The sequence below is a fragment of the Legionella quateirensis genome, assembly GCF_001467955.1.
GTDB lineage: Bacteria > Pseudomonadota > Gammaproteobacteria > Legionellales > Legionellaceae > Legionella > Legionella quateirensis.
The window spans coordinates 697,273-717,886 of record NZ_LNYR01000012.1 but is presented as its reverse complement, the minus strand read 5'-3'; the positions used below and the strand labels follow the sequence as shown (position 1 = coordinate 717,886).

Here is a 20,614-nt window from a genome sequence, read left to right as displayed (position 1 = left end):
GTAAATAAATACTTCCCGGTTTTATAAATGATGAGACGATAATTATCTACTATTCAATGTAAATGTTCGTCTTTGCGAACGTAGTGAAGCAATCCAGAACACAGTTCCAATTAGGTTCCGATGTGGATTGCTTCGCGTTGTTCGCAAAGACGGGTATTTATAGGACCATGAAGACTTAAATAAATACATTTTCGGCGTGATCATTTATTAGAGGATTACTCAATCCTCAGCTCAAACGGATCAGGGCGAATTCCTTAATTTGATTGCAGTGTTCACTGGGCTTGTTGGTACTTTAGTTTAGTTCAACGGCTTATCATCGGCAAAAGATCTAAAGCCGTTCAAATATGGTTCTGGTATTAAACCCAAACAACCGTTCATGCATTCGGTAAGCATATTCATCTGTCATATTCGCCAGATAATCACAAACAACGCGGTAGGCTTGCGTTTCATCTTCGGCTTGCTTAAATAATTCCCGATTCTTATTATCCAACAGACTGGCCGGATTGGAACTGATGGCATCAAACAATCGGAGCACAACGGTTTGTCCACCGTATTCAAAGGTACGTGCTTCCTGTGAATCAATTACGTTGTGAAAAATACATTGCATTAAATACTTTAACAATGCGGCTGCTTCAGGGATTAGCGCGATATTGTATTTTAATACATTATTTTCAAATTGTTCATTCATAGTCACTATTTGGGTTGAGGTAATAAAATAATTAACCATTTCCCCAATGGTTTGTTTTCTTAAACAAAGCTCATTTGAAAATAATGAATTGATTAAGCGATCCTGATGTTTTGCCAGAGAGGTATTGCTAAGTAGCTCTCTGAATTCTGGTGTATCCAGATGAGAAGGATTGATGAGTCGTAAATGAATGGCATCCTCCAGATCATGAACCCCATAAGCTATATCATCCGCAGTATCCATTATGGAACAATCGAAACTATGGAAGGCTGATTTACCACATTGAGTATCCTGCGGCTGTTTGGATAACGATTGAAATAATGTTCTATCACTTTCAGAAAATGGGGATAAGAGCCAATCGATTTCAGGTTGCTCACAATCAAAATAGGCTTTAGGTGGTAACCAATCGTTAATTTTTATGGTTTTATGGATGGACTCATGGATAGGGGGTAGCTTTTTTGCAACCACATCGGATCGTTTTACGGGATATTTTAATATGCCCAATAATGCACGACGGGTTAAATCAAGACCGAATCCCCCGTAGCTGTTCTCAACCTTGGTGAGCAGTCTTAGAGTCTGGCCATTTCCTTCAAACCCGCCATATTCACGCATCATGTAATTTAAAGCGACTTCACCACCATGTCCAAAAGGAGGGTGTCCTATATCGTGGAGCAGGCAGATAACACTGATCAGATCATCATTGGGTAACAGGCTGGATAAAAACATAGGATGATTTTGATTAGTAATCAGATTACGAACTATGCTTCTGCCAATGGAATCAACTTCCAGCGAATGAGTCAAACGAGTACGATGAAAGTCACCTTCATCTGTTCCTAAAATCTGAGTTTTTCGTTGCAATCTTCTAAAAGCAGGACAGTGAATTACTCTGGTTCTATCTCGTTCATAAGGATCTCGATGATCCTGAGAACCTCGTTGATTGGTTTGACCAGAGCGTCGATGTGTCCACATAGTATTCATCACAGAGAAACAAAAAAGATACTTTATGCCATAGTCTGTCTGGAAACAACCGGATTTCTAAAGTTTTCTTCAAATCGGTAGATAACAAGCAATAAGAACAAAAGTAAAAAATATAAATCAGGGGGTTATGATGAATTATAAAATAAGATTCCTGTTTTTGGGGGTGTGTATCGGTAACTTATCCTCATGTATGGTTTATGAAGAATATAATACAGCAAGTTATCAGACTTATACTTATAATGATGCTCAATTATACCCGCAAGCCGACTATCGAATGTACAATTATGGTTATCAGAATGGACCGAGCCAGAGCGGGGTCAGTGTTCCAGATTCCTATCATGTAGGTGAATATCATTCGCCAGTATCTTTTAAGGACAGAGATAGAAACTGGGTCAGCGGTCAAAATCCCCAAGGATATACAATTCAGGTCGCTGATGATGAAAAGGCATCAAAAGTAGCTCAAAAATTATATAAAGCTCCTAAAAATGATCGTATGGCTCAGATTAAATATCAGCGTAATGGTAAAGCCTATTACAAGGGGTTATATGGCACTTATGATAGTCAGGAAGCAGCTCAAAAAGCATTGGATGAGCTTCCTCCTGAAATTAAGCAGGGTGCAGGCGTAACCAACTGGGGTAATGTCCAAAATAATTTGAATGAATAGGGCAGTAATTAGCCTGCTGCAGTAATAATAATCATCAATTTGGTAACTCCAGGGCTATTGGTATGTTCCACATCAAATTGTTTAATGGTTATGGTGTATTTATCATTTAGTTTAGCAAGCCATTGCATGAACAGCTTAAACGGGACCGTATCAAAGGTGAGCTGGATGTCTCCTGAACCGGTTTGTTGCAATTGATAGGGAAATTTCAGAGTTTCATTATTTTTCAATTGTGTAGCGAGTAGAGTGAGTAATTGGCTGTTATCAACAGATTGTTTTTTGGTAGCTGAATGTGCTTTTTGCCGTACCTGGTTCATCCAGGCCAAGGTTTCAGTTTTTTCAATGAGTTGAGATGATTTTAAAGCCACACTATTGCTTAATGGGGTATAAAGAAATTGATAGTAAAAGTAAATAACCAGGCTTAACACAGCGGCTATTACCATCCATTTTTCTCGTTCATTAAGCGAATTCAAATAGGATTTCACATGAGCTCCAGGGTAGCAACTACTTGTTGATCTCGAGTTGATGCTTGGGTTTGTTTTACTTTTAATTGCATCGTTTTTAATTTATTTTCCAATTGTTCCAAATTGGCAAAATCAGCACTGACCAGGGTAACTGATAATGTTTTATTTTGATAACGCAAATCTTCTATCGTGTTATGATTTTCATTCATGGCTTTGGCAAATTGATTTAATAAAAACCAAAAACGCGTCTGACTGTTTGAGTTATTATCTCCCAGAAGTTGGCTGATGCGAAATTTAGGACTTATTACCTGCTTGGCATCAGGAAAAAACTCATGATAAATAGTCGCAATCTGGTCATCCAGTTCTTTGTTTTGTTTATTCAACGAGTATAAGGATATGGCATTTACTAATAACAGTGAGACTAACCAAAAACAGCAGAGTATACCTGCGAGTTGATACCCTTTTTTTATCCAGTCAGAAGTATTCCCATGCTGCATTTCACCTTGACACAGGTTTAATGGTTTGGCGTTTAATAATTTTTGAGCGATCCAGGTGTATGAAAAATCATTTCTCTTTGTAATTGATGCTCCAGTGTTTAATTGACTGTCCTGAAATAAGAGAACCTGATCCAGCGGATGTTTTTTTAAATAATTCTGAGCAAGCTCTCCTGAGAGTGCTCCTTTAAAATCATCATGATAAACCAACAGAGAAGATTCCGTAATGATTAACTCCTGAGGAGACAGTGCGAACCAATCAAGGGTAATTCCTTCATAGTCGATAGTGTTTTCATCCAGGAGGTGCATGATGAATTGTATTCTTGTTTTACTTATTACGGTAATAATGTACTGGTTGTTTTGATATCTGAGTTTATCAAACGCAAAATGAAGTTCTTCCACTGGCTGAGCCAGTTTTTCCTCAAGAGCAAAAGGTATGGCTACTCGCGCTTTACGTTCTGGAAGCCAAGGAAGCTCCAGATCCAGGATGCTTGCACTGGCACTTGTTTCAACTATTAGCGTCGTACATTCATTTTGTAAGGATTTAATTTCGGCAAAATTACGTTGTGCTGGTGGAGCACTTAATACTCCTTCCGAAGAGAGTTTCAAACAAAAGCAACCATTATCATCAAGATGCTGAGTAAACAAGAAACATTTATCCATGAGTTAAACTCTATATTAGTTATCGATGTTAATGGTGCTTTTGATTTCAGTATATCTTATATAATGCAAATTAGAATCATACATAAGCCCTATGCTTTTTTGTATTTTGTACCGCCCATTGCTGTTTTAATTGTTGTGATAACAGATAAACTGCCATTGCATACTGAGGACTGGAGTTATAACGGGTGATTACAAAAAAATTAGGGTAAGCCAACCAATATTCGTTACCTTCATCAGTAAGAAGTTCAATCACACCTGCACGGCCTGGATGATATAACGATGCGGTAACCGGTTTGATTCCCGCAGCTTCCAGTTGAGCAAAATTATAATTAGCTGTTTTAGGATTCATTTGTATTTTTTTGTACTTCAATCCTGAAATTTTAGCTGGTTGCGCGATTCCGCCATTTAATTTCCATCCATGTTTATGAAGATAGTTGGCAATGCTTCCAATGGCATCGGCGTTATCCGTAACCAAATCTCGGCGTCCCTTATTATTAAAGTCCACTGCATAATATCGATAACTGCTTGGCATAAATTGTGGTTTACCAATTGCACCTGCATAAGATCCTTTGTGATAAGTAGCCGGTACTTTGTGTTCACGGCAAAGCAGCAAATATTCTTTTAGCTCTTTGGTAAAGAAAGGAGAACGTTTAGGATAGTTGAATGCCAGAGTTGCCAGCGCATCAAGAACTCGATAATCTCCCTGACGTTCACCATAAAGTGTTTCAACACCTAAAATTGCAATAATGATTTCAGGAGGTACCCCGTATCTTTTTTGTGCTTTGTCGAGATCTTTTTGATTTGCAGCCCAAAAATCTAAACCTCCTTTTAATCGTTGAGGTGTTAGAAATAATGCTTTATAAACATCCCAGTTTTTCTTCTCATAAGGCTTATCCATCGATTCAATAATCTGTGGTTGAAGAACCACTTGATTCATGACGTCCGTTAATTGTTTTTTGTTGAAATGATGTTGCTTTACCATGCTGTTTATAAAATTCTGTACGTCTTTGCGTTGGGTAAAGGCTGTGTCTGAATAGCTCGAGAAGGTTAGCAGAAAAAGTAGGGAATAACCTAACCAGATGATTCGTCGCATTGTGCATCCTATTAGTGAAGCGAAAGGAAGAATTTTAGTAAAATTGAGGGGCATTAGCAAATTTTCTTTACAAAATGAACCAATTAGTCCACAAAAATAACAGAAATAGCTTAGCCTACTTTCTGCACGGCCACATTTAAGATAGACTTATGCAATTTGCAAAAAGGGTTATTTCAGTTGAGCGATTTAAAGCGGATTCGTAATTTTTCAATAATTGCCCATATCGATCATGGCAAATCTACTTTGGCTGATCGATTCATCCAGATATGTGGCGGGTTAACAGAGCGAGAAATGAGTTCTCAGGTTCTTGATTCTATGGACATTGAACGAGAGCGGGGCATTACCATCAAGGCGCAATGCGTCTCATTAAATTATACTGCCAAGGACGGCAAGACCTACCTCCTCAATTTTATTGATACCCCGGGCCATGTCGATTTCAGCTACGAAGTATCTCGCTCTCTTGCTGCATGTGAAGGTGCCATTTTAGTTGTTGATGCTGCTCAGGGGGTCGAAGCCCAGACAGTTGCTGTATGTTATACCGCGATTGATCAATCACTGTCAGTACTGCCGGTATTAAATAAAATTGACTTACCCCAGGCTGAGCCAGAACGGGTAATAGAAGAAATTGAAGACATTATTGGTCTGGACGCGCATGATGCCATAAGAGTCAGTGCTAAAAGTGGTATCGGGGTAGACGACGTCCTCGAAGCGCTTGTTGCTAACATACCGCCTCCTGAGGGTACTCTGGATGCTCCTCTGCAGGCACTTATAATCGATTCATGGTTTGATAGTTACCTGGGAGTTGTATCACTGGTTCGTATTGTTAATGGTTCCATACGTAAAGGCGATAAAATGCGGGTGATGTCTACTGGCCGATCCTATGAAGTGGATCAGGTAGGTATTTTCACACCTAAAAGAACCAAGCTGGATGCATTAAATGCTGGGGAAGTAGGGTACGTTGTCGCCGGGATTAAAGAAATTCAAGGGGCTCCGGTTGGGGATACTTTGACACTCGATAGAAATCCTGCTGCACAGGTATTGCCTGGTTTTCAGCGGGTTAAGCCACAGGTATATGCCGGGTTATTTCCTATAAGCTCTGATGATTTTGAAGCATTTAGAGAAGCATTGGCTAAATTGAGTTTAAATGATGCTTCACTGTTTTATGAGCCAGAGTCTTCAGAAGCATTGGGATTCGGTTTTCGTTGTGGATTCCTCGGTATGTTGCATATGGAGATTGTGCAGGAGCGTTTGGAGAGAGAATACAATCTTGATTTGATTTCAACCGCACCAACTGTGGTTTATAAAATAGTGACTCAAAAGGGTGAAACGCTGCTCATTGACAATCCATCCCATTTGCCGCCATCACCGCAGATAAAAGAAATGTATGAACCTATCGTCAGAGCGAACATACTGGTTCCACAGGACTATCTGGGTCCCATTATTAATTTGTGTGTTGAGCGTCGTGGTGTGCAGGTGAATATGACCTACAGTGGGCGTCAAGTCTCCGTAGCTTATGATATTCCGATGAGTGAAGTGGTTTCGGATTTTTTTGATCGACTTAAATCAGTCAGTCGGGGTTATGCTTCACTTGATTATAATTTCCTGCGATTTGATGAGGCTGATTTAGTGAAAATGGATGTACTCATTAATAGTGAAAAGGTTGATGCCTTATCTGTTATTGTGCATAGAAGTTCCGCCAACAGTCGTGGTAAGTTAATTGCTGAAAAAATGCAGGAACTTATTCCCAGACAAATGTTTGATGTAGCAATACAGGCCGCTCTTGGCAGCCATATTATTGCCAGACAGACTGTTAAGGCTTTACGAAAAAATGTCACTGCAAAGTGTTATGGCGGTGATGTGTCACGTAAACGAAAATTATTAGACAAACAGAAAGCAGGTAAAAAGCGCATGAAACAGGTTGGACATGTTGAAATACCGCAGGAAGCATTTATGGCAGTTTTTCAAACCGATAGAAAGAAATAATTTGGTTGTACGCGGTATATGGATTTTTAGATTTGGTACATTTTAGGAAATTAATTTATGAACTTTGCTTTAATTTTAGTGGTTCTGTCCGCAATCAGTGGATTTATATATCTTTTGGATGTGGCTTTTTGGGCTAAAAAACGGGGTTCGGATCAAAAACCAGGCCGCATTATTGAATATTCTCGTTCTTTTTTTCCGGTGTTCTTTATTGTTCTTTTATTGCGTTCTTTTTTAATTGAGCCGTTTCGAATTCCTTCTGGCTCATTGGAACCTACTTTATTAGTGGGTGATTTTGTTGCAGTGAATAAATTTGCCTATGGGTTAAGACTTCCTGTCTGGGAAAAAAAGGTAGTTTCAATATCAAATCCTAAAACTGGCGAAATCGCAGTGTTTCGCTGGCCACCTGCACCTTCATATGATTATATCAAGCGTGTCATCGGTGTTCCTGGTGATCGTGTGGTCTATCATGACAAGAAATTAACGGTGAATGGCAAGGAAGCAAAGCAAACCTTTGTTGAGTACACTATTGATGAAAGTTCTGGAAAAGCGGTTACCAAATATAAAGAAGATCTGAATGGTGTAGTACACGATATTTTCGTCAGAGCAGATGTTCCAGCTGTAGATTTTGATATAGTGGTTCCTGAAGGGAATTATTTTATGATGGGTGATAATCGAGATGACAGCGCAGACAGCCGTTTCTGGGGATTTGTTCCTGACAATTATTTAAGAGGGAAGGCCTTTTTGGTCTGGATGAGCTGGAATGGTAAGACAGATAATTTACGCTGGTCAAAAATTGGAAGATTAATTAAATAAAGGAATATAGAATGCAAAAGCAGAAAGGAATGACATTAATAGGGATGTTGTTTACTGTAATTGTCGTTGTTATGGCAGCAATTGTGGTAATGAGGGTGGTTCCTGTGTATATACAACACTATTCTATAGTTCAGTCTATAAAAGGTTTAAATTCAACACCAGCCTCTACTTTAACCGGAGATTCTTATACTGATATTGATACGCTCAGAAAAAGTCTTACCAAGCGTTTTGATATTAATGGTGTAGACGATCTGAAGAATGATCAGTTAGTTATTTCACCGGATGGTCCTAATAAATTCAAAGTAAAATTAAAATACCAGGTTGTTAAACCTTTGGTATATAATATGAGCTTATTGGTCGATTTTGACGATACATATGAGGTGGTAGCTGGTAGTGAAAATTGATTTAGACAGACTGTGCAGACGATTAAACTATAAATTCCAAAAACCTGCTTATTTGAAGCAGGCTCTGACTCATTGTAGTGTAGGCAGTGATAATTATGAACGGTTTGAGTTTCTGGGTGACTCCATTTTAAGCTTTGTTATAGCTCATGAATTGTTTCATCGGTTTCCTTTGCAAAGTGAAGGACAATTGAGTCGTCTTCGATCATTTTTGGTTAAAGGCGAAATGCTGGCTGAAATTGCCAAAGAATTATCTCTTGGTGATTTTCTTTATCTGGGACAGGGTGAATTAAAGAGCGGTGGTTTTCGACGTGCTTCTATTTTAGCTGATGCATTGGAAGCCCTGTTCGCCGCTATTTTCCTGGATGGAGGTATCACTGCCGCAAAAGATGTTATCTTAAATTTATATCGTTCTCGACTCGATAGTCCCAATTTAAATGATTGTTTGAAAGATGCCAAAACACAATTACAAGAGTATTTACAAGCTGAAAAATATGCTCTTCCAGAATATACTTTAACGAAAGTAGAAGGCGATGAGCATGACCAGATCTTCTATGTTACCTGTTCAGTTGAAGGAATAAAGCATGTTTCTTATGGCCAAGGTGCTAATAGAAGAAAGGCTGAACAGTTAGCCGCCAAATCTATGTTAGAGCAACTACGACTAACAATACAAACCAGCTGAGACTAGGGGGCTGTTGACAGTTGGTTGATCCTCATCCCTGTTCATAAAATCAGGTGTTAGTGGTGATTTATAGGTCTAAACTCTAACATACAATTACTTCCATCACTTGAAACGACCAGTTCGTCTCCATCATCCGTAACAGTTATGGGCTTTGAGTAATATTGACTCATTCCTGAAATAAATTGTTTCTTATCTTCATCTTTGGTGGAAATTGATGGCAATAAATGAGTGAGAAACAGGTTTTTAACATTTGAATTATGTGCCATTTTAGCCAGCTCAATAGTGTCTGAGTGATAGGATTCTATGGCAGCAAGTTGACTTTTGCTGTCATTGGTTGCTGGCTTCTTACTCTCTGTATACATTGTGGTATTAAGGGCTTCATTTATCAAAACATCAGCATTTTTTGAATTGTCAGCAAGTGATGCAACTATTCTGGTATCACCGCTAATCACTATTTTGCATCCTTTATAATGAATCGTATAGCCTAATGCCGGGTATACAGGCGCATGATCGACTTCAAAGGCTGATACGGTGACACCATTATTGTTATATACCATGAGTTCTTTCGAATGAGGATTAACGACATGAGTTGTTGCAAATGCCGCATTGGGATCAAATTTTTGATTAATAGACCTGAATAAAACATCCTGACGATATGCTTTGATTATTCCGTTAACGACGTCTTTAACTCCATAGGGGCCATAAATATCTAAAGGTTTCGAACGACCAGCGTACCATGATACATTCATGACTTGGCCTAATCCTGAAAAATGATCAGAATGCCAATGAGTAAAAAATATTTTAGAAATCGATGAAATGGGTAATTTTAACGCAGCTAAAGTAATAATCGCAGCCTCGCCTGCATCGAATAGCATAAAATCATTATTAACCATCACTGCTAAACACGATGCTTTTCGTACGCTTTGTCTGATTGGATTAGGTACTCCAGTGCCGCAAAAGTAGATATGTAAGGAATCGTCATTGAGTAAGGATTGGTTTGAATTCAGTTGTGTTGTTTGTGAATTTTGACTGTATACGTTTTGCGAACAGGAAATAATAAGCAATAAGACCAGCACATAAAATTTTTTCATAGTTCGCTCTCCATAAAAATCTTGGTATTTCCATAAGTTAAAATCTCATCCAGAACAGTGTGATGGATTTTCTGAATGTGTTGCTGTTCCAGGTTTAAGAGATCCCTCTTTACATTCGGGATGACGATATTAAGTGTAATTGTACTTTAAAATTATACGATACTGATCCTAGGGTGTGTTGACAATTCATCTATTTATTTCCAACGTCCCGCGACTTGTTCCTGAGAGATCCTCACAAAATTTAAGCATCTTATAAGTGCCTACGTACCGCGCTTTATGCGCGGTATCCATAGTAATGGTAGTGCTATGCAAATACTTTTTTCCTTAGGAGCAAAGCCTGGATACCGCCCATAAAGCGCGGTACGTCGATTTTTAATTATAAATCAATTGGTTGCGCTCGCATTTTTGTGACCATCTCTCAGGACTTGTTCGCGGGATCCAGAGATCAAGTATCATTAACAAACATAATGTATTCATCAAGATCGAACTGGATCCCGCGATCAAGTCGCGTGACATCGAAATCGAAAATGTCAACAGCCTCTAATATAAATCTGTTATGAGTTGGATGTCCATCATCTCCTGAAATAATATTATGCAAGTTGTTCCAGCATGGTGTAGCAGTCCATCCACTCTTCTTCTGATTGATGTAAGGAAGACAGAGCATTATCTCTTTTAGCTAATAACTGTTCTAATTTTTGCTGTTGATTGCTGTTTTCATAAAGTAATGGGTCTGCCAGTTGACTATCCAATTTTTGAATGTCATTTTGGAATTGATCAATAAGCTGTTCCAGTTTTTTTATTCGATTTTGAATTACTTTTTTCTCTTTATAGTCGTTTGTTGATTGAACTGAGGTTGTTGGTTTTATATCTTTAGATTGCAGCCATGAATAATAATCATCCAGGTCGCCATCAAACGCGAGAACTTTTTGATTATGTACTAAATAAAAATTATCCACGCTCGTTTTTAGCATATGCCTGTCATGCGAAATAAGAATTAAAGCACCTTCATAACTTTGGAGAGCAAGTTCGATGGCTGAACGCATGCCCAAATCCAGATGGTTTGTGGGCTCGTCAAGTAAGAGCAGATTAGGTTTGAGCCAGACCAGTTTTGCAAGAGCAAGACGTGCTTTTTCACCGCCCGAAAAGTGCTGAATGGGTTGGACTGCCATATCGCCTATAAAATTAAAACCACCAAGGAAATTACGTATGGTTTGTTCTCTGACTTCAGGTGACAGGATTTGGATGGTTTCAACGGGACTTAATTTACAATCCAGTTGCTCTAGTTGATGTTGTGCGTAGTAGCCTATTTTTAAATGGGCTGAGCGATGAATCGTACCGTTTAATGTAGGCAGGACTCCGGTTAACGTTTTAATTAAGGTTGATTTACCTTCACCGTTGGGTCCTAATAAAGCAATTCTATCACCTGGATTCAGGGAGAGGTTAATTTTTTTTAAAATAGGGTTTTGATACCCTGCATCCACAAGATTGCATTGAATCAATGGATTCCCTGCACGAGGGCAGGGGAAAAAATCGAAAGAAAAAGGAGAGTCAGCTTGCGCCGCGGCAATAATCTCCATTTTTTCAATGGCTTTGACTCGACTTTGCGCCTGCTTGGCTTTTGTTGCCTTTGCTTTAAATCGATTGACGAAAGACATCATGTGAGTAATTTTAGCTTGCTGTCTCTCGTGCATAATCTGCTGCAATGCTAATTGTTGCGCGTGAGTTTTTTCAAAACAACTGTAATCACCGGTATATAAATGCAGCTGTTGATGTTCGATGTGCACGATGTGCGTTACAAAGGCATCGAGGAACTCTCTGTCATGCGAAATCAAAATAATAGTACTCGGACTTTGTTTTAGAAAACGCTCCAGCCAGAATATGGCTTCCATGTCGAGGTGGTTTGTTGGCTCGTCAAGTAACAGCAGTGAGGCTGGTTTCATTAAACAGCGCGCGAGACTCAGGCGCATACGCCAGCCTCCGGAGAAACTATTGACTGATTCTTGCTGTTGATCACCCCTGAATCCCAAACCGGACATAATAGTCGCTGCCTGAGCAGGTTTGCTGTAACCCCCGCTATGGCTTAATTCGTCGTGACAGGCCAATACTTCGGAATCATTACCGGATTGCTCTGCTTTAGCCAGACGTTGTAACAGTTTAATGTATTCTTCATCACCTGCGAGAACGAAATCCAGGGCCTTTTCATTACTGTCAGGCAATTGTTGCGATAAGTGGCTGATACTTAATTGTGGATTTATTAAATACTCACCAGTATCTGCTATCAGTTTTCCCAACAAGAAGTCAAACAGAGTTGATTTACCGCAACCGTTGTGGCCAATAAGACCAATTTTTTGTTTTTCATAAAGACTGACATCTGCTTTATCCAGCAAAATTTTATTGCCGCGCGAGAGAGTGATTTGACGAAGGGTTAGCATCATGAACCATAGAACTGATATTAATGATTTATTTTATCATATTTAACGGGATGATATAAATTTAAATGCGTGCACTGCTGATGTTTCAATCGCTTTTAATGACGCAACTCCCCCAATTCTAATTGCTGGGTTCAATTGTTTTTTTTCGTGCTGATTGATAACGCGCTTGTTTCTCTATATCAATATAACGATCTGTTGTTGCACTGGAACTATGTCCGGCATCATCTCGAACATGTTCTCTTGGCCGAATTTTGACATCTTCAGAAATTCCGGTATGCCTCAGCCAATGTACTGTTGCGGCAGATAAATTATCGGCTTCTTCTGTAAGTCCTTTTTGACGTAAGCGTTCACCGGCCAAATCAAAACAGCGTTGAATAATTCTGCGAATTGGAGCGGTATCACTCATTGGTCCATTTCCTCGAATTTTCGGTATTAAAGGTGAATTATCGGCAGGTGAGGGGAGGGCGGTTAAACCTAAAAACAAACGCCAGCGAGTTAAGCTTTCCAGCATCGCTTCGCTTACGGCAATCTGACGCTCCTTATTTCCTTTACCTACAGTAGTAAACCACCAGTGACCATTACTGTCTTTGGCAAAATCATTCATACTGGGAATCCATCGATCACTGGCCGCGAGTTCAGATATACGTAAATACATCCCAAAGAGCAAACTAAGCATAAATCGAGTACGTTCATGCTTTTCAGGCGAGTCTTCAGCCATAGATTCCGCCGCATTCAATACTTCATTCCATTGTACAAGACTTAATCGTCGGATCGGAGTATTGTGTTGTCTTTTGCGAATAAACTTACTTTTTTGACGGATGAGCGCAACGGGATTGGAAATGGCATACTCTTCAGCAATTAAAAAATTAAACAGAGTACTTAAAATGGCAAATATTTCCTGTGTTGCTCCTTGTGATAAGCTAAACTGTTCAACTGATGCATTGTGACCATTCTTAATAGACGTTTTACTGATCGTCACTACAAAGGGACGCCATTCAACATTGGGTATTCTTTTACCGTCCTTTTCTATGAATCGAGGAACTTTTTTTAAGCTGATCCAGGATTTGGGAGGATTTTGACAAAAATGAATATACTCTTCGATGTCATCTCGTTTTAATTCATTCAGCGTTTTATTTTTTACATGCCAGGTCCATTGAAGCAAGCGTTCTGCTTCCCTACGATAACTATTAAATGTTCCTTGACTTCCAGTGTAGCTTTTAAGAAAGCTTAGCGTGTAGTTAAAGTCATTTTGAAAACGGGCATCAGGTAACATCACGTGTTCATGATTTTTATGCAGATGAGTCAGATTATCAAAAATAGGAAGGAGTATAGTTTTCATAATTCAGTATAAAGTTCATGATTATTAATGCTAGCTGAAAATCACTGATTTAGATAGAAGGACAATAATATTCTAAAATGATATCTTTCAAATCAAAAGGATTAATAATTAAATTAAATTGAACTTTTAATTAAAAATTAGTGAATTAAGATATTGACCTTGAAGTTATGAACTAGTATTATCTGCGCTCTGTCCTTGGACGGGTAACGGGGTGTAGCGCAGTCTGGTAGCGCGCCTGCTTTGGGAGCAGGATGTCGGGGGTTCGAATCCCTCCTCCCCGACCAATTTAGCGCCCGTAGCTCATCTGGATAGAGCATCGGCCTTCTAAGCCGAGGGTAGCAGGTTCGAATCCTGCCGGGCGCGCCAGCCGTCATGTTGTATTAAGTTTACGCTGGAAAAAATTTTATGGTGAGCGTAGCTCAGTTGGTAGAGCCCCGGGTTGTGATCCCGGTTGTCGTGGGTTCGAGTCCCATCGTTCACCCCATTTGTAGAAAAAATAATAGTCTACCGCTAAAGATTCCATCTGAGTCTTTACAAGACTGAATTACTGATTGATAATCCAACCTGATTGCGAAAGTGGCGGAATTGGTAGACGCACTGGATTTAGGTTCCAGCGGGGCAACCCGTGAGAGTTCGAGTCTCTCCTTTCGCACCATTTCATGATAATTTCCAAGAGGTGAATTAATGCAAGTTTCTGTTGAGACCTTAAAAGGTTTGGAGCGTAAGGTAACAGTTTCTGTACCTACAGAGAAAGTTGAGGAAGAAGTGAGCTTACGTCTCAGAAATCTTGCTCGCAAAGTAAAAGTTGATGGATTTCGTCCAGGTAAAGTGCCAATGAATGTAGTTAAGAGCCGCTATTCTGACAGTGTCAGGGAAGAAGTCGCTCGCGAAATGGTGCAGTCTACTTTATTCGAAGCATTACAAAAAAATGAACTGGTTCCTGCAGGTTATCCATATGTTGAACCTGAACAGGTAGAGCAAGGTAAAGATTTCAGATACACCGCAGTATTTGAAGTAATGCCAGTATTTGAAGTTGTAGAACTGAATCAAGCCACAGTTGAGTTAACACGTTCAGAAGTTACTGATAAAGATGTTAACGATATGATGGATAAATTACTTGAGCAAAATAAAGAATGGCATGAAGCGTCTCATGCTGTTAAAAAAGGCGATAAAGTGGTTATTGATTTCCAGGGATTTCTGGATGACAAACCTTTTGAAGGCGGTAGTGCTGAAGGACATGAATTAATCATCGGTTCTGGAGCAATGATTCCTGGATTTGAAGATGGAATTATTGGCGGTAAAATAGATAAGCCTTTTGATATTAAAGTGAATTTTCCAGAAGATTATGGACATAAAGATTTAGCGGGCAAAGAAGCTACCTTCAAGATTACAGTTCATAAGGTAATGGAAGGTAAATTGCCTGAATTAAATGATGCTTTCGCAGAGAAATTCAATATCAAAGAAGGTGGTATTGAGGCACTCAAAAAAGATATTAAAGACAATATGGCTCGTGAGTTGGAACGCCGTGTCAGCATGATGAACAGAGAAAAACTGTTTGATAAACTGATGGAAGTAAATACAATTGACTTGCCTGTAGCTCTTATTGATAAAGAAATCGAACATCTAAAACATGATATGTATCATCGATTGTTTGGACATGAGCATAAAGAAAATGAACAAATTCCAGACTTTCCACGTGAATTGTTTGAAGAACAGGCTAAACGTCGTGTTCATCTAGGCTTGCTCTTTTCAGAATATGTTAAAAAACATGAAATAGTTGCAGACAAGGATAGAGTTAATGCTATGATTGATAAATTCGCCAGTGCTTATGAAAGTCCTGATGAATTGCGTGCATGGTATCAAACCAGCAAGGAACATATGGCTGAAATTGAAGCGCTAGTGATGGAAGATATGGTTGCTGATAAAATCGCTGAAGATGCAAAGCTAAAATATAAAAATAAGGATTATGATTCAGTGATGAATCCCAAAAAGGGCACTGAGAACAAAGGAGAGTAAGTATGCCGGGCTATTCAGATAACTTAATTCGAAGTGCTAGTGGATTAGTTCCAATGGTGATTGAGCAAACATCACGTGGTGAGCGCTCATATGACATTTACTCAAGATTGTTGAAAGAGAGAATTATTTTTCTTTTGGGTGAAGTCGAAGACCACATGGCTAATTTGGTAGTTGCCCAATTATTGTTTCTTGAATCTGAGAATCCTGAGAAAGATATTTCTCTGTATATCAATTCTCCTGGTGGTGTTGTTACTGCAGGTCTTGCAATTTACGACACAATGCAATTTATTAAACCGGATGTAAGCACACTGTGTATCGGACAAGCGGCCAGTGCCGCTGCCCTGTTACTATGTGCTGGTGCGGATGGTAAACGTTTTTGTCTTCCTAATTCACGAGTAATGATTCACCAGCCTCTGGGTGGTTATAGAGGTCAGGCTACAGATATTGAAATTCATGCACGTGAAACTCTGGCAGTTAGAGAGCGTTTAAATAGCATTATGGCCAAACACACTAAAAAAACACCTGATCAAATTATGCGGGATACCGAGCGAGATAATTTCATGAGCGCTTCTCAAGCAGCTGATTATGGGCTGATTGATAAAGTTCTTTATGATAGAGAACTGGTATCGAGTGCATCTGAGTAACTAAGCAAATAAATATTAATGCCAATTCCGCGTTTTTTGCGGGATTGGCATTAATTAATTGGCGTATCTTTTTCTGATTGACTAAAATTTTACATGTATATTACTAAATTATCTGGTAGTAGCTGTAAGAAGGGGTTAGGTTATGAGTAAATCCGGTAACGGAAGTGGAGATAAAGTTCTATATTGTTCTTTTTGTGGCAAGAGTCAGCATGAAGTTAAAAAACTAATCGCAGGACCCTCTGTATTCGTGTGTGATGAATGTGTTGAGTTATGTAATGATATAATTCGTGAAGAAACACATGAAGTTCAGGAAGAAACAGAAGCCCATTTACCTTCACCTAAAGAAATATCAAATTTTCTAGATGAATATGTTATAGGTCAGCCGCATGCTAAAAAAGTATTGTCTGTAGCTGTTTATAACCATTACAAACGTTTACAACATAAAAGTGAAGACGGTGTAGAACTGGGTAAAAGTAACATATTACTCATTGGTCCTACTGGAAGTGGTAAAACACTGCTGGCTCAGACTCTGGCGCGAATTTTGAACGTTCCTTTTGCTATGGCTGATGCTACGACTTTAACTGAAGCAGGTTATGTTGGAGAAGATGTAGAAAACATCATTCAAAAACTGTTGCAGAAATGCGATTACGATGTAGATAAAGCCCAGCAAGGAATTGTGTATATTGATGAAATTGATAAAATTTCAAGGAAATCAGATAATCCCTCTATTACTCGAGATGTATCTGGTGAAGGTGTGCAACAGGCTTTATTAAAACTGATCGAAGGAACAATTGCTTCTGTACCCCCTCAAGGTGGTCGTAAGCATCCTCAACAGGAATTTCTCCAGGTAGATACTTCAAATATATTATTTATTTGTGGTGGTGCATTCGCTGGATTGGAAAAAGTAATTCGAGAACGAAGTGATAAGTCAGGCATCGGTTTCTCTGCGCAATTAAAAAATAAAAAAGACAGCAGTCAAGAGGTTTCCAAAGTATTAGGCCAATTGGAATCTGATGATTTGGTAAAATATGGATTGATTCCTGAATTTGTTGGTCGATTACCTGTTGTTACAACTTTGCAGGAATTGGATGAAGCTGCATTGATCGATATTCTGACTCGACCAAAAAACGCTTTAACCAAACAATTCCAGTCGCTGTTTAAAATGGAAGAGGTCGATTTAGAGTTTAGAGAGGAAGCTTTAACTGCAATCGCCAAAAAAGCATTGGAACGAAAAATGGGTGCTCGTGGTTTGAGAGCTATACTTGAAAATATTCTTTTAGACACCATGTATGAACTACCTTCATTAGAAGGGGTGAATAAGGTTGTTATTGATGAGAGTGTAGTAAATAATTCATCCAATCCTATTCTCATTTATGAACATGAAGAGATGAAAAGCGCCTCAGGTAGTACCGAATAAATAGTGTCATCTGAATTCCATAGTGAGAACCAGTCACTATGGAATTCAATTCTTCATCCCTCATGGTTATAAATACAGGCGAACTTTTGTACTTGTGTTGACATTGTTCTATGTTAACAACTTCAAAGCATATTTGAGTTTGTTATCAGAAAATCAATAATTTATCACTCATTTAACGAATTGTTCACCGGCTCTAATATCTGTATACTCATAAAAAACGTAGCAAAATGCTAATTAAGGCTTTTCGTTTGAATAAGGGTTCATCATGTCTAGTGAAAATGAAATGATATCGAATGAGACTGTAAATATGTCTAACGTACCTGTTTTACCATTAAGAGATGTAGTGGTTTACCCTCATATGGTTATACCTCTATTTGTCGGACGTGGAAAATCAATTAAAGCTCTGGAAGCGGCAATGATTGATAATAAACAGATTTTTTTGGTCGCTCAACGCAAGTCTGCTAATGATGATCCAACACCGGATGATATTTATCAGGTAGGAACTCTATCCAGCGTTTTGCAATTATTAAAACTTCCTGATGGAACTGTAAAAGTTCTAGTTGAGGGTGAGAAACGAGCTCGGGTTAAAGAATACAATCAGGAAAAGGGGTATCTTGAGGCTTCACTTGACCCTATTGAAGAAGTGAATACCGAATTAAAAGAGCCTGAAATCGGTATCTTAATGCGTTCCTTAATGTCTCAATTCGAACAATACATCAAGCTGAATAAAAAAATCCCTCCCGAAGTATTGTCACCTCTGGCCAGTATCGAAGAGCCAGGACGGTTGGCTGATACTATATCTGCCCATTTAACTCTTAAAGTAGATGATAAGCAGGAGCTGCTGGAAACTTTGGACGTTGGAACTCGTCTGGAACGTTTAATGGCTGCGATTGAAAATGAAATCGATCTGTTGCATGTCGAAAAACGTGTCAGAGGCCGTGTTAAAAGGCAGATGGAAAAAAGTCAGCGTGAGTATTACCTTAACGAACAAATCAAAGCCATTCAAAAAGAACTGGGAGAAATGGGCGAAGAGGGCAATGAAATTGAACAACTGGAAAATTCAATTAATAAAGCCGGTATGCCTAAAGAAGCCAAAGAAAAGTCACTGGCAGAACTTCATAAATTAAAAATGATGTCGCCCATGTCCGCTGAAGCAACAGTCATCCGTAATTATCTTGACTGGATGCTGATGGTTCCCTGGAAGAAAAAAAATAAAATTCAATTTGATTTGCTCAAAGCAGAAAAACTACTTGATAAAGAGCATCATGGTTTGGAACGAGTTAAAGAACGTATTATTGAATATCTGGCAGTTCAACAACGTGTTAAACGATTGAAAGGTCCTATTTTGTGCCTGGTTGGTCCTCCTGGAGTTGGTAAAACATCCTTGGGACAATCTATTGCAAATGCTACTGGCCGTACTTTTATTCGTATCGCTCTTGGCGGTGTAAGAGATGAAGCTGAGATTCGTGGTCATAGACGAACTTATATTGGTTCCATGCCAGGAAAAATTATTCAAAAATTATGTAAGGCTGGAGTCAAGAATCCTCTGATTATGCTTGATGAAGTCGATAAGATGGCTATGGATTTCCGTGGCGATCCTGCGTCAGCATTACTTGAAGTTCTGGATCCTGAGCAAAATCATACCTTCAGTGATCATTATTTAGAAGTAGATTATGATCTAAGTGATGTGATGTTTATTGCAACAGCTAATTCGCTTGAAATTCCCGCACCATTGCTTGATCGAATGGAAGTAATTCGTCTGGCAGGATATACCGAAGATGAAAAGGTAAGTATAGCGGAACAGTATTTAGTGCCTAAACAAATCGTACTCAATGGATTGAGTAATAGTGAAATACATATAAGTGAAGGCGCAATCAGGGAAATAATTCGTCATTATACGCGTGAAGCTGGCGTTCGTAATCTGGAACGAGATATAGCGAGTGTCTGCAGAAAGGTCGTTAAAGAAATTCTATCTAATAAAAAAGTTAAAAAACTCACTGTAACTGTAAGTAATATCGAAAAATATCTGGGTGTAAAAAAATTCAGGTATGGTTTGGCAGAAGAGTTTGATCAGGTTGGACAAGTCACCGGACTGGCCTGGACCAGTGTTGGAGGGGAGTTATTAACTCTTGAAGCTTCAATGATGCCGGGTAAAGGAAAGGTTACACACACTGGCCAGTTAGGTGAGGTGATGCAGGAATCCATCCATGCGGCAATGACAGTAGTTAGAAGTCGTGCTAAAAAACTCGGTCTTGCAGATGACTTCTTTGAAAAAAGTGATTTTCATGTGCATGTACCTGAAGGCGCTACTCCGAAAGACGGTCCTAGTGCGGGAATAGGGATGGCTACGGTACTTGTATCCGTTGTGACTCAAATTCCAGTTAAAGCAGATGTCGCAATGACGGGCGAAATTACATTGCGTGGACAAGTATTACCCATTGGTGGTTTAAAGGAAAAATTATTGGCTGCTCATCGAGGTGGAATAAAACACGTACTTATTCCTGAAGACAATGTAAAAGACCTCGAAGAAATACCTGATAACGTTTTAAGAAAGCTTACAATTCATCCTGTTAAGACCATTGAACAGGTTCTTGAGCTGGCTTTACAACGCAGTCCTTGGTTAGATCAGCCAACAAATGTACAACCTGAGGTAATTGTGAGTAAGAGATCAAAAAAAATTAAAAATAATGATTTACATGCTCATTAATAACGGGTATATTTCTCTACACAGCCCGCCACTGGCGGGCACTGCAAGGAT

16 protein-coding genes and 4 tRNA genes are annotated in these 20,614 nt (G+C 39.0%); 13 read left to right on the top strand and 7 right to left on the bottom strand.

From position 1 onward, the window contains the following. Positions 1-328 precede the first annotated feature (328 nt). The gene (locus Lqua_RS07625) at positions 329-1,654 is read right to left on the bottom strand and encodes an anti-phage deoxyguanosine triphosphatase (protein WP_058473668.1); all 1,326 of its coding nucleotides are present in this window, start codon (positions 1,652-1,654) and stop codon (positions 329-331) included. A gap of 136 nt (positions 1,655-1,790) precedes the next feature. Here Lqua_RS07625 and Lqua_RS07620 point away from each other — a divergent pair, with 136 nt between their 5' ends. Next, on the top strand, positions 1,791-2,327 hold the full coding sequence (locus tag Lqua_RS07620) for an SPOR domain-containing protein (RefSeq protein WP_083501281.1): 537 nt from the start codon (positions 1,791-1,793) through the stop codon (positions 2,325-2,327). An 8-nt stretch (positions 2,328-2,335) separates the two neighbouring features. Here Lqua_RS07620 and lspM read toward each other — a convergent pair whose 3' ends face one another. The 3 genes from lspM to mltB form a co-directional block, all read right to left on the bottom strand. Beyond that, positions 2,336-2,809 carry a GspM family type II secretion system protein LspM gene (gene lspM / locus Lqua_RS07615; RefSeq protein WP_058473666.1) on the bottom strand — a complete coding sequence of 158 codons (474 nt, stop codon included), beginning with the start codon at positions 2,807-2,809 and terminating at the stop codon, positions 2,336-2,338. Beyond that, complete coding sequence (gspL, locus tag Lqua_RS07610; protein WP_058473665.1) at positions 2,806-3,945, bottom strand: type II secretion system protein GspL; 1,140 nt, start codon at positions 3,943-3,945, stop codon at positions 2,806-2,808. The genes lspM and gspL overlap by 4 nt, the downstream gene beginning before the upstream one ends. A 76-nt stretch (positions 3,946-4,021) precedes the next feature. Beyond that, entirely contained in the window at positions 4,022-5,038 is a 1,017-nt protein-coding gene (mltB, locus tag Lqua_RS07605) for a lytic murein transglycosylase B (protein ID WP_058473664.1), read from the bottom strand. Positions 5,039-5,215: 177 nt separating this feature from the next. On the opposite strand from mltB, the gene lepA reads away from it, so the two are divergent. The 4 genes from lepA to rnc are packed head-to-tail and all read left to right on the top strand — an operon-like array spanning position 5,216 to position 8,917. Then, on the top strand, positions 5,216-7,021 hold the full coding sequence (lepA, locus tag Lqua_RS07600; protein WP_058473663.1) for a translation elongation factor 4: 1,806 nt from the start codon (positions 5,216-5,218) through the stop codon (positions 7,019-7,021). A 57-nt stretch (positions 7,022-7,078) separates the two neighbouring features. Beyond that, positions 7,079-7,834 carry a signal peptidase I gene (gene lepB / locus Lqua_RS07595; RefSeq protein WP_058473662.1) on the top strand — a complete coding sequence of 252 codons (756 nt, stop codon included), beginning with the start codon at positions 7,079-7,081 and terminating at the stop codon, positions 7,832-7,834. Between the two features lie 11 nt (positions 7,835-7,845). After that, a complete protein-coding gene (locus Lqua_RS07590) occupies positions 7,846-8,238 on the top strand; it encodes a DUF4845 domain-containing protein (protein WP_058473661.1) in 393 nt (130 codons plus the stop codon). Then, the gene (gene rnc, locus Lqua_RS07585) at positions 8,228-8,917 is read left to right on the top strand and encodes a ribonuclease III (protein ID WP_058473660.1); all 690 of its coding nucleotides are present in this window, start codon (positions 8,228-8,230) and stop codon (positions 8,915-8,917) included. Before Lqua_RS07590 ends, rnc begins: the two co-directional genes overlap by 11 nt. Before the next feature lie 56 nt (positions 8,918-8,973). Here rnc and Lqua_RS07580 read toward each other — a convergent pair whose 3' ends face one another. The 3 genes from Lqua_RS07580 to Lqua_RS07570 all read right to left on the bottom strand — a co-directional run bounded on the left by Lqua_RS07580 (position 8,974) and on the right by Lqua_RS07570 (position 13,779). Beyond that, on the bottom strand, positions 8,974-10,008 hold the full coding sequence (locus Lqua_RS07580) for an MBL fold metallo-hydrolase (protein ID WP_058473659.1): 1,035 nt from the start codon (positions 10,006-10,008) through the stop codon (positions 8,974-8,976). 590 nt (positions 10,009-10,598) lie between these two features. Continuing rightward, the gene (locus tag Lqua_RS07575; RefSeq protein WP_058473658.1) at positions 10,599-12,440 is read right to left on the bottom strand and encodes an ABC-F family ATP-binding cassette domain-containing protein; all 1,842 of its coding nucleotides are present in this window, start codon (positions 12,438-12,440) and stop codon (positions 10,599-10,601) included. Positions 12,441-12,558: 118 nt separating this feature from the next. Continuing rightward, positions 12,559-13,779, bottom strand: a complete 1,221-nt coding sequence (locus tag Lqua_RS07570) for a tyrosine-type recombinase/integrase (protein WP_058473657.1) — start codon at positions 13,777-13,779, stop codon at positions 12,559-12,561. Between the two features lie 207 nt (positions 13,780-13,986). On the opposite strand from Lqua_RS07570, the gene Lqua_RS07565 reads away from it, so the two are divergent. The 8 genes from Lqua_RS07565 to lon all read left to right on the top strand — a co-directional run bounded on the left by Lqua_RS07565 (position 13,987) and on the right by lon (position 20,563). Then, a tRNA-Pro gene (locus Lqua_RS07565) sits at positions 13,987-14,063 on the top strand. Between the two features lie 5 nt (positions 14,064-14,068). After that, positions 14,069-14,145, top strand: a tRNA-Arg gene (locus Lqua_RS07560). Positions 14,146-14,187: 42 nt separating this feature from the next. Beyond that, positions 14,188-14,263: transfer RNA gene (locus tag Lqua_RS07555), tRNA-His, on the top strand. Between the two features lie 86 nt (positions 14,264-14,349). After that, positions 14,350-14,434 (top strand) — tRNA-Leu (locus tag Lqua_RS07550). A gap of 29 nt (positions 14,435-14,463) precedes the next feature. After that, the gene (gene tig / locus Lqua_RS07545) at positions 14,464-15,795 is read left to right on the top strand and encodes a trigger factor (RefSeq protein WP_058473656.1); all 1,332 of its coding nucleotides are present in this window, start codon (positions 14,464-14,466) and stop codon (positions 15,793-15,795) included. 2 nt (positions 15,796-15,797) lie between these two features. Continuing rightward, on the top strand, positions 15,798-16,439 hold the full coding sequence (gene clpP, locus Lqua_RS07540; RefSeq protein ID WP_058473655.1) for an ATP-dependent Clp endopeptidase proteolytic subunit ClpP: 642 nt from the start codon (positions 15,798-15,800) through the stop codon (positions 16,437-16,439). A 142-nt stretch (positions 16,440-16,581) separates the two neighbouring features. Continuing rightward, entirely contained in the window at positions 16,582-17,856 is a 1,275-nt protein-coding gene (gene clpX, locus Lqua_RS07535; protein WP_058473654.1) for an ATP-dependent Clp protease ATP-binding subunit ClpX, read from the top strand. Between the two features lie 265 nt (positions 17,857-18,121). After that, positions 18,122-20,563 (top strand): endopeptidase La, encoded by a 2,442-nt coding sequence (lon, locus tag Lqua_RS07530; RefSeq protein ID WP_058473653.1) that lies wholly within the window; start codon positions 18,122-18,124, stop codon positions 20,561-20,563. Positions 20,564-20,614 lie beyond the last annotated feature (51 nt).

Coding starts and splice junctions, on each gene's coding strand:
- lepB (WP_058473662.1), top strand. CDS start 7,079: ATGAACTTTGCTTTAATTTTAGTGGTTCTGTCCGCAATCAGTGGATTT.
- lon (WP_058473653.1), top strand. CDS start 18,122: ATGTCTAGTGAAAATGAAATGATATCGAATGAGACTGTAAATATGTCT.
- mltB (WP_058473664.1), bottom strand. CDS start 5,038: ATGCGACGAATCATCTGGTTAGGTTATTCCCTACTTTTTCTGCTAACC.
- Lqua_RS07570 (WP_058473657.1), bottom strand. CDS start 13,779: ATGAAAACTATACTCCTTCCTATTTTTGATAATCTGACTCATCTGCAT.
- gspL (WP_058473665.1), bottom strand. CDS start 3,945: ATGGATAAATGTTTCTTGTTTACTCAGCATCTTGATGATAATGGTTGC.
- clpX (WP_058473654.1), top strand. CDS start 16,582: ATGAGTAAATCCGGTAACGGAAGTGGAGATAAAGTTCTATATTGTTCT.
- tig (WP_058473656.1), top strand. CDS start 14,464: ATGCAAGTTTCTGTTGAGACCTTAAAAGGTTTGGAGCGTAAGGTAACA.
- Lqua_RS07620 (WP_083501281.1), top strand. CDS start 1,791: ATGATGAATTATAAAATAAGATTCCTGTTTTTGGGGGTGTGTATCGGT.
- Lqua_RS07575 (WP_058473658.1), bottom strand. CDS start 12,440: ATGCTAACCCTTCGTCAAATCACTCTCTCGCGCGGCAATAAAATTTTG.
- Lqua_RS07625 (WP_058473668.1), bottom strand. CDS start 1,654: ATGTGGACACATCGACGCTCTGGTCAAACCAATCAACGAGGTTCTCAG.
- Lqua_RS07580 (WP_058473659.1), bottom strand. CDS start 10,008: ATGAAAAAATTTTATGTGCTGGTCTTATTGCTTATTATTTCCTGTTCG.
- Lqua_RS07590 (WP_058473661.1), top strand. CDS start 7,846: ATGCAAAAGCAGAAAGGAATGACATTAATAGGGATGTTGTTTACTGTA.
- clpP (WP_058473655.1), top strand. CDS start 15,798: ATGCCGGGCTATTCAGATAACTTAATTCGAAGTGCTAGTGGATTAGTT.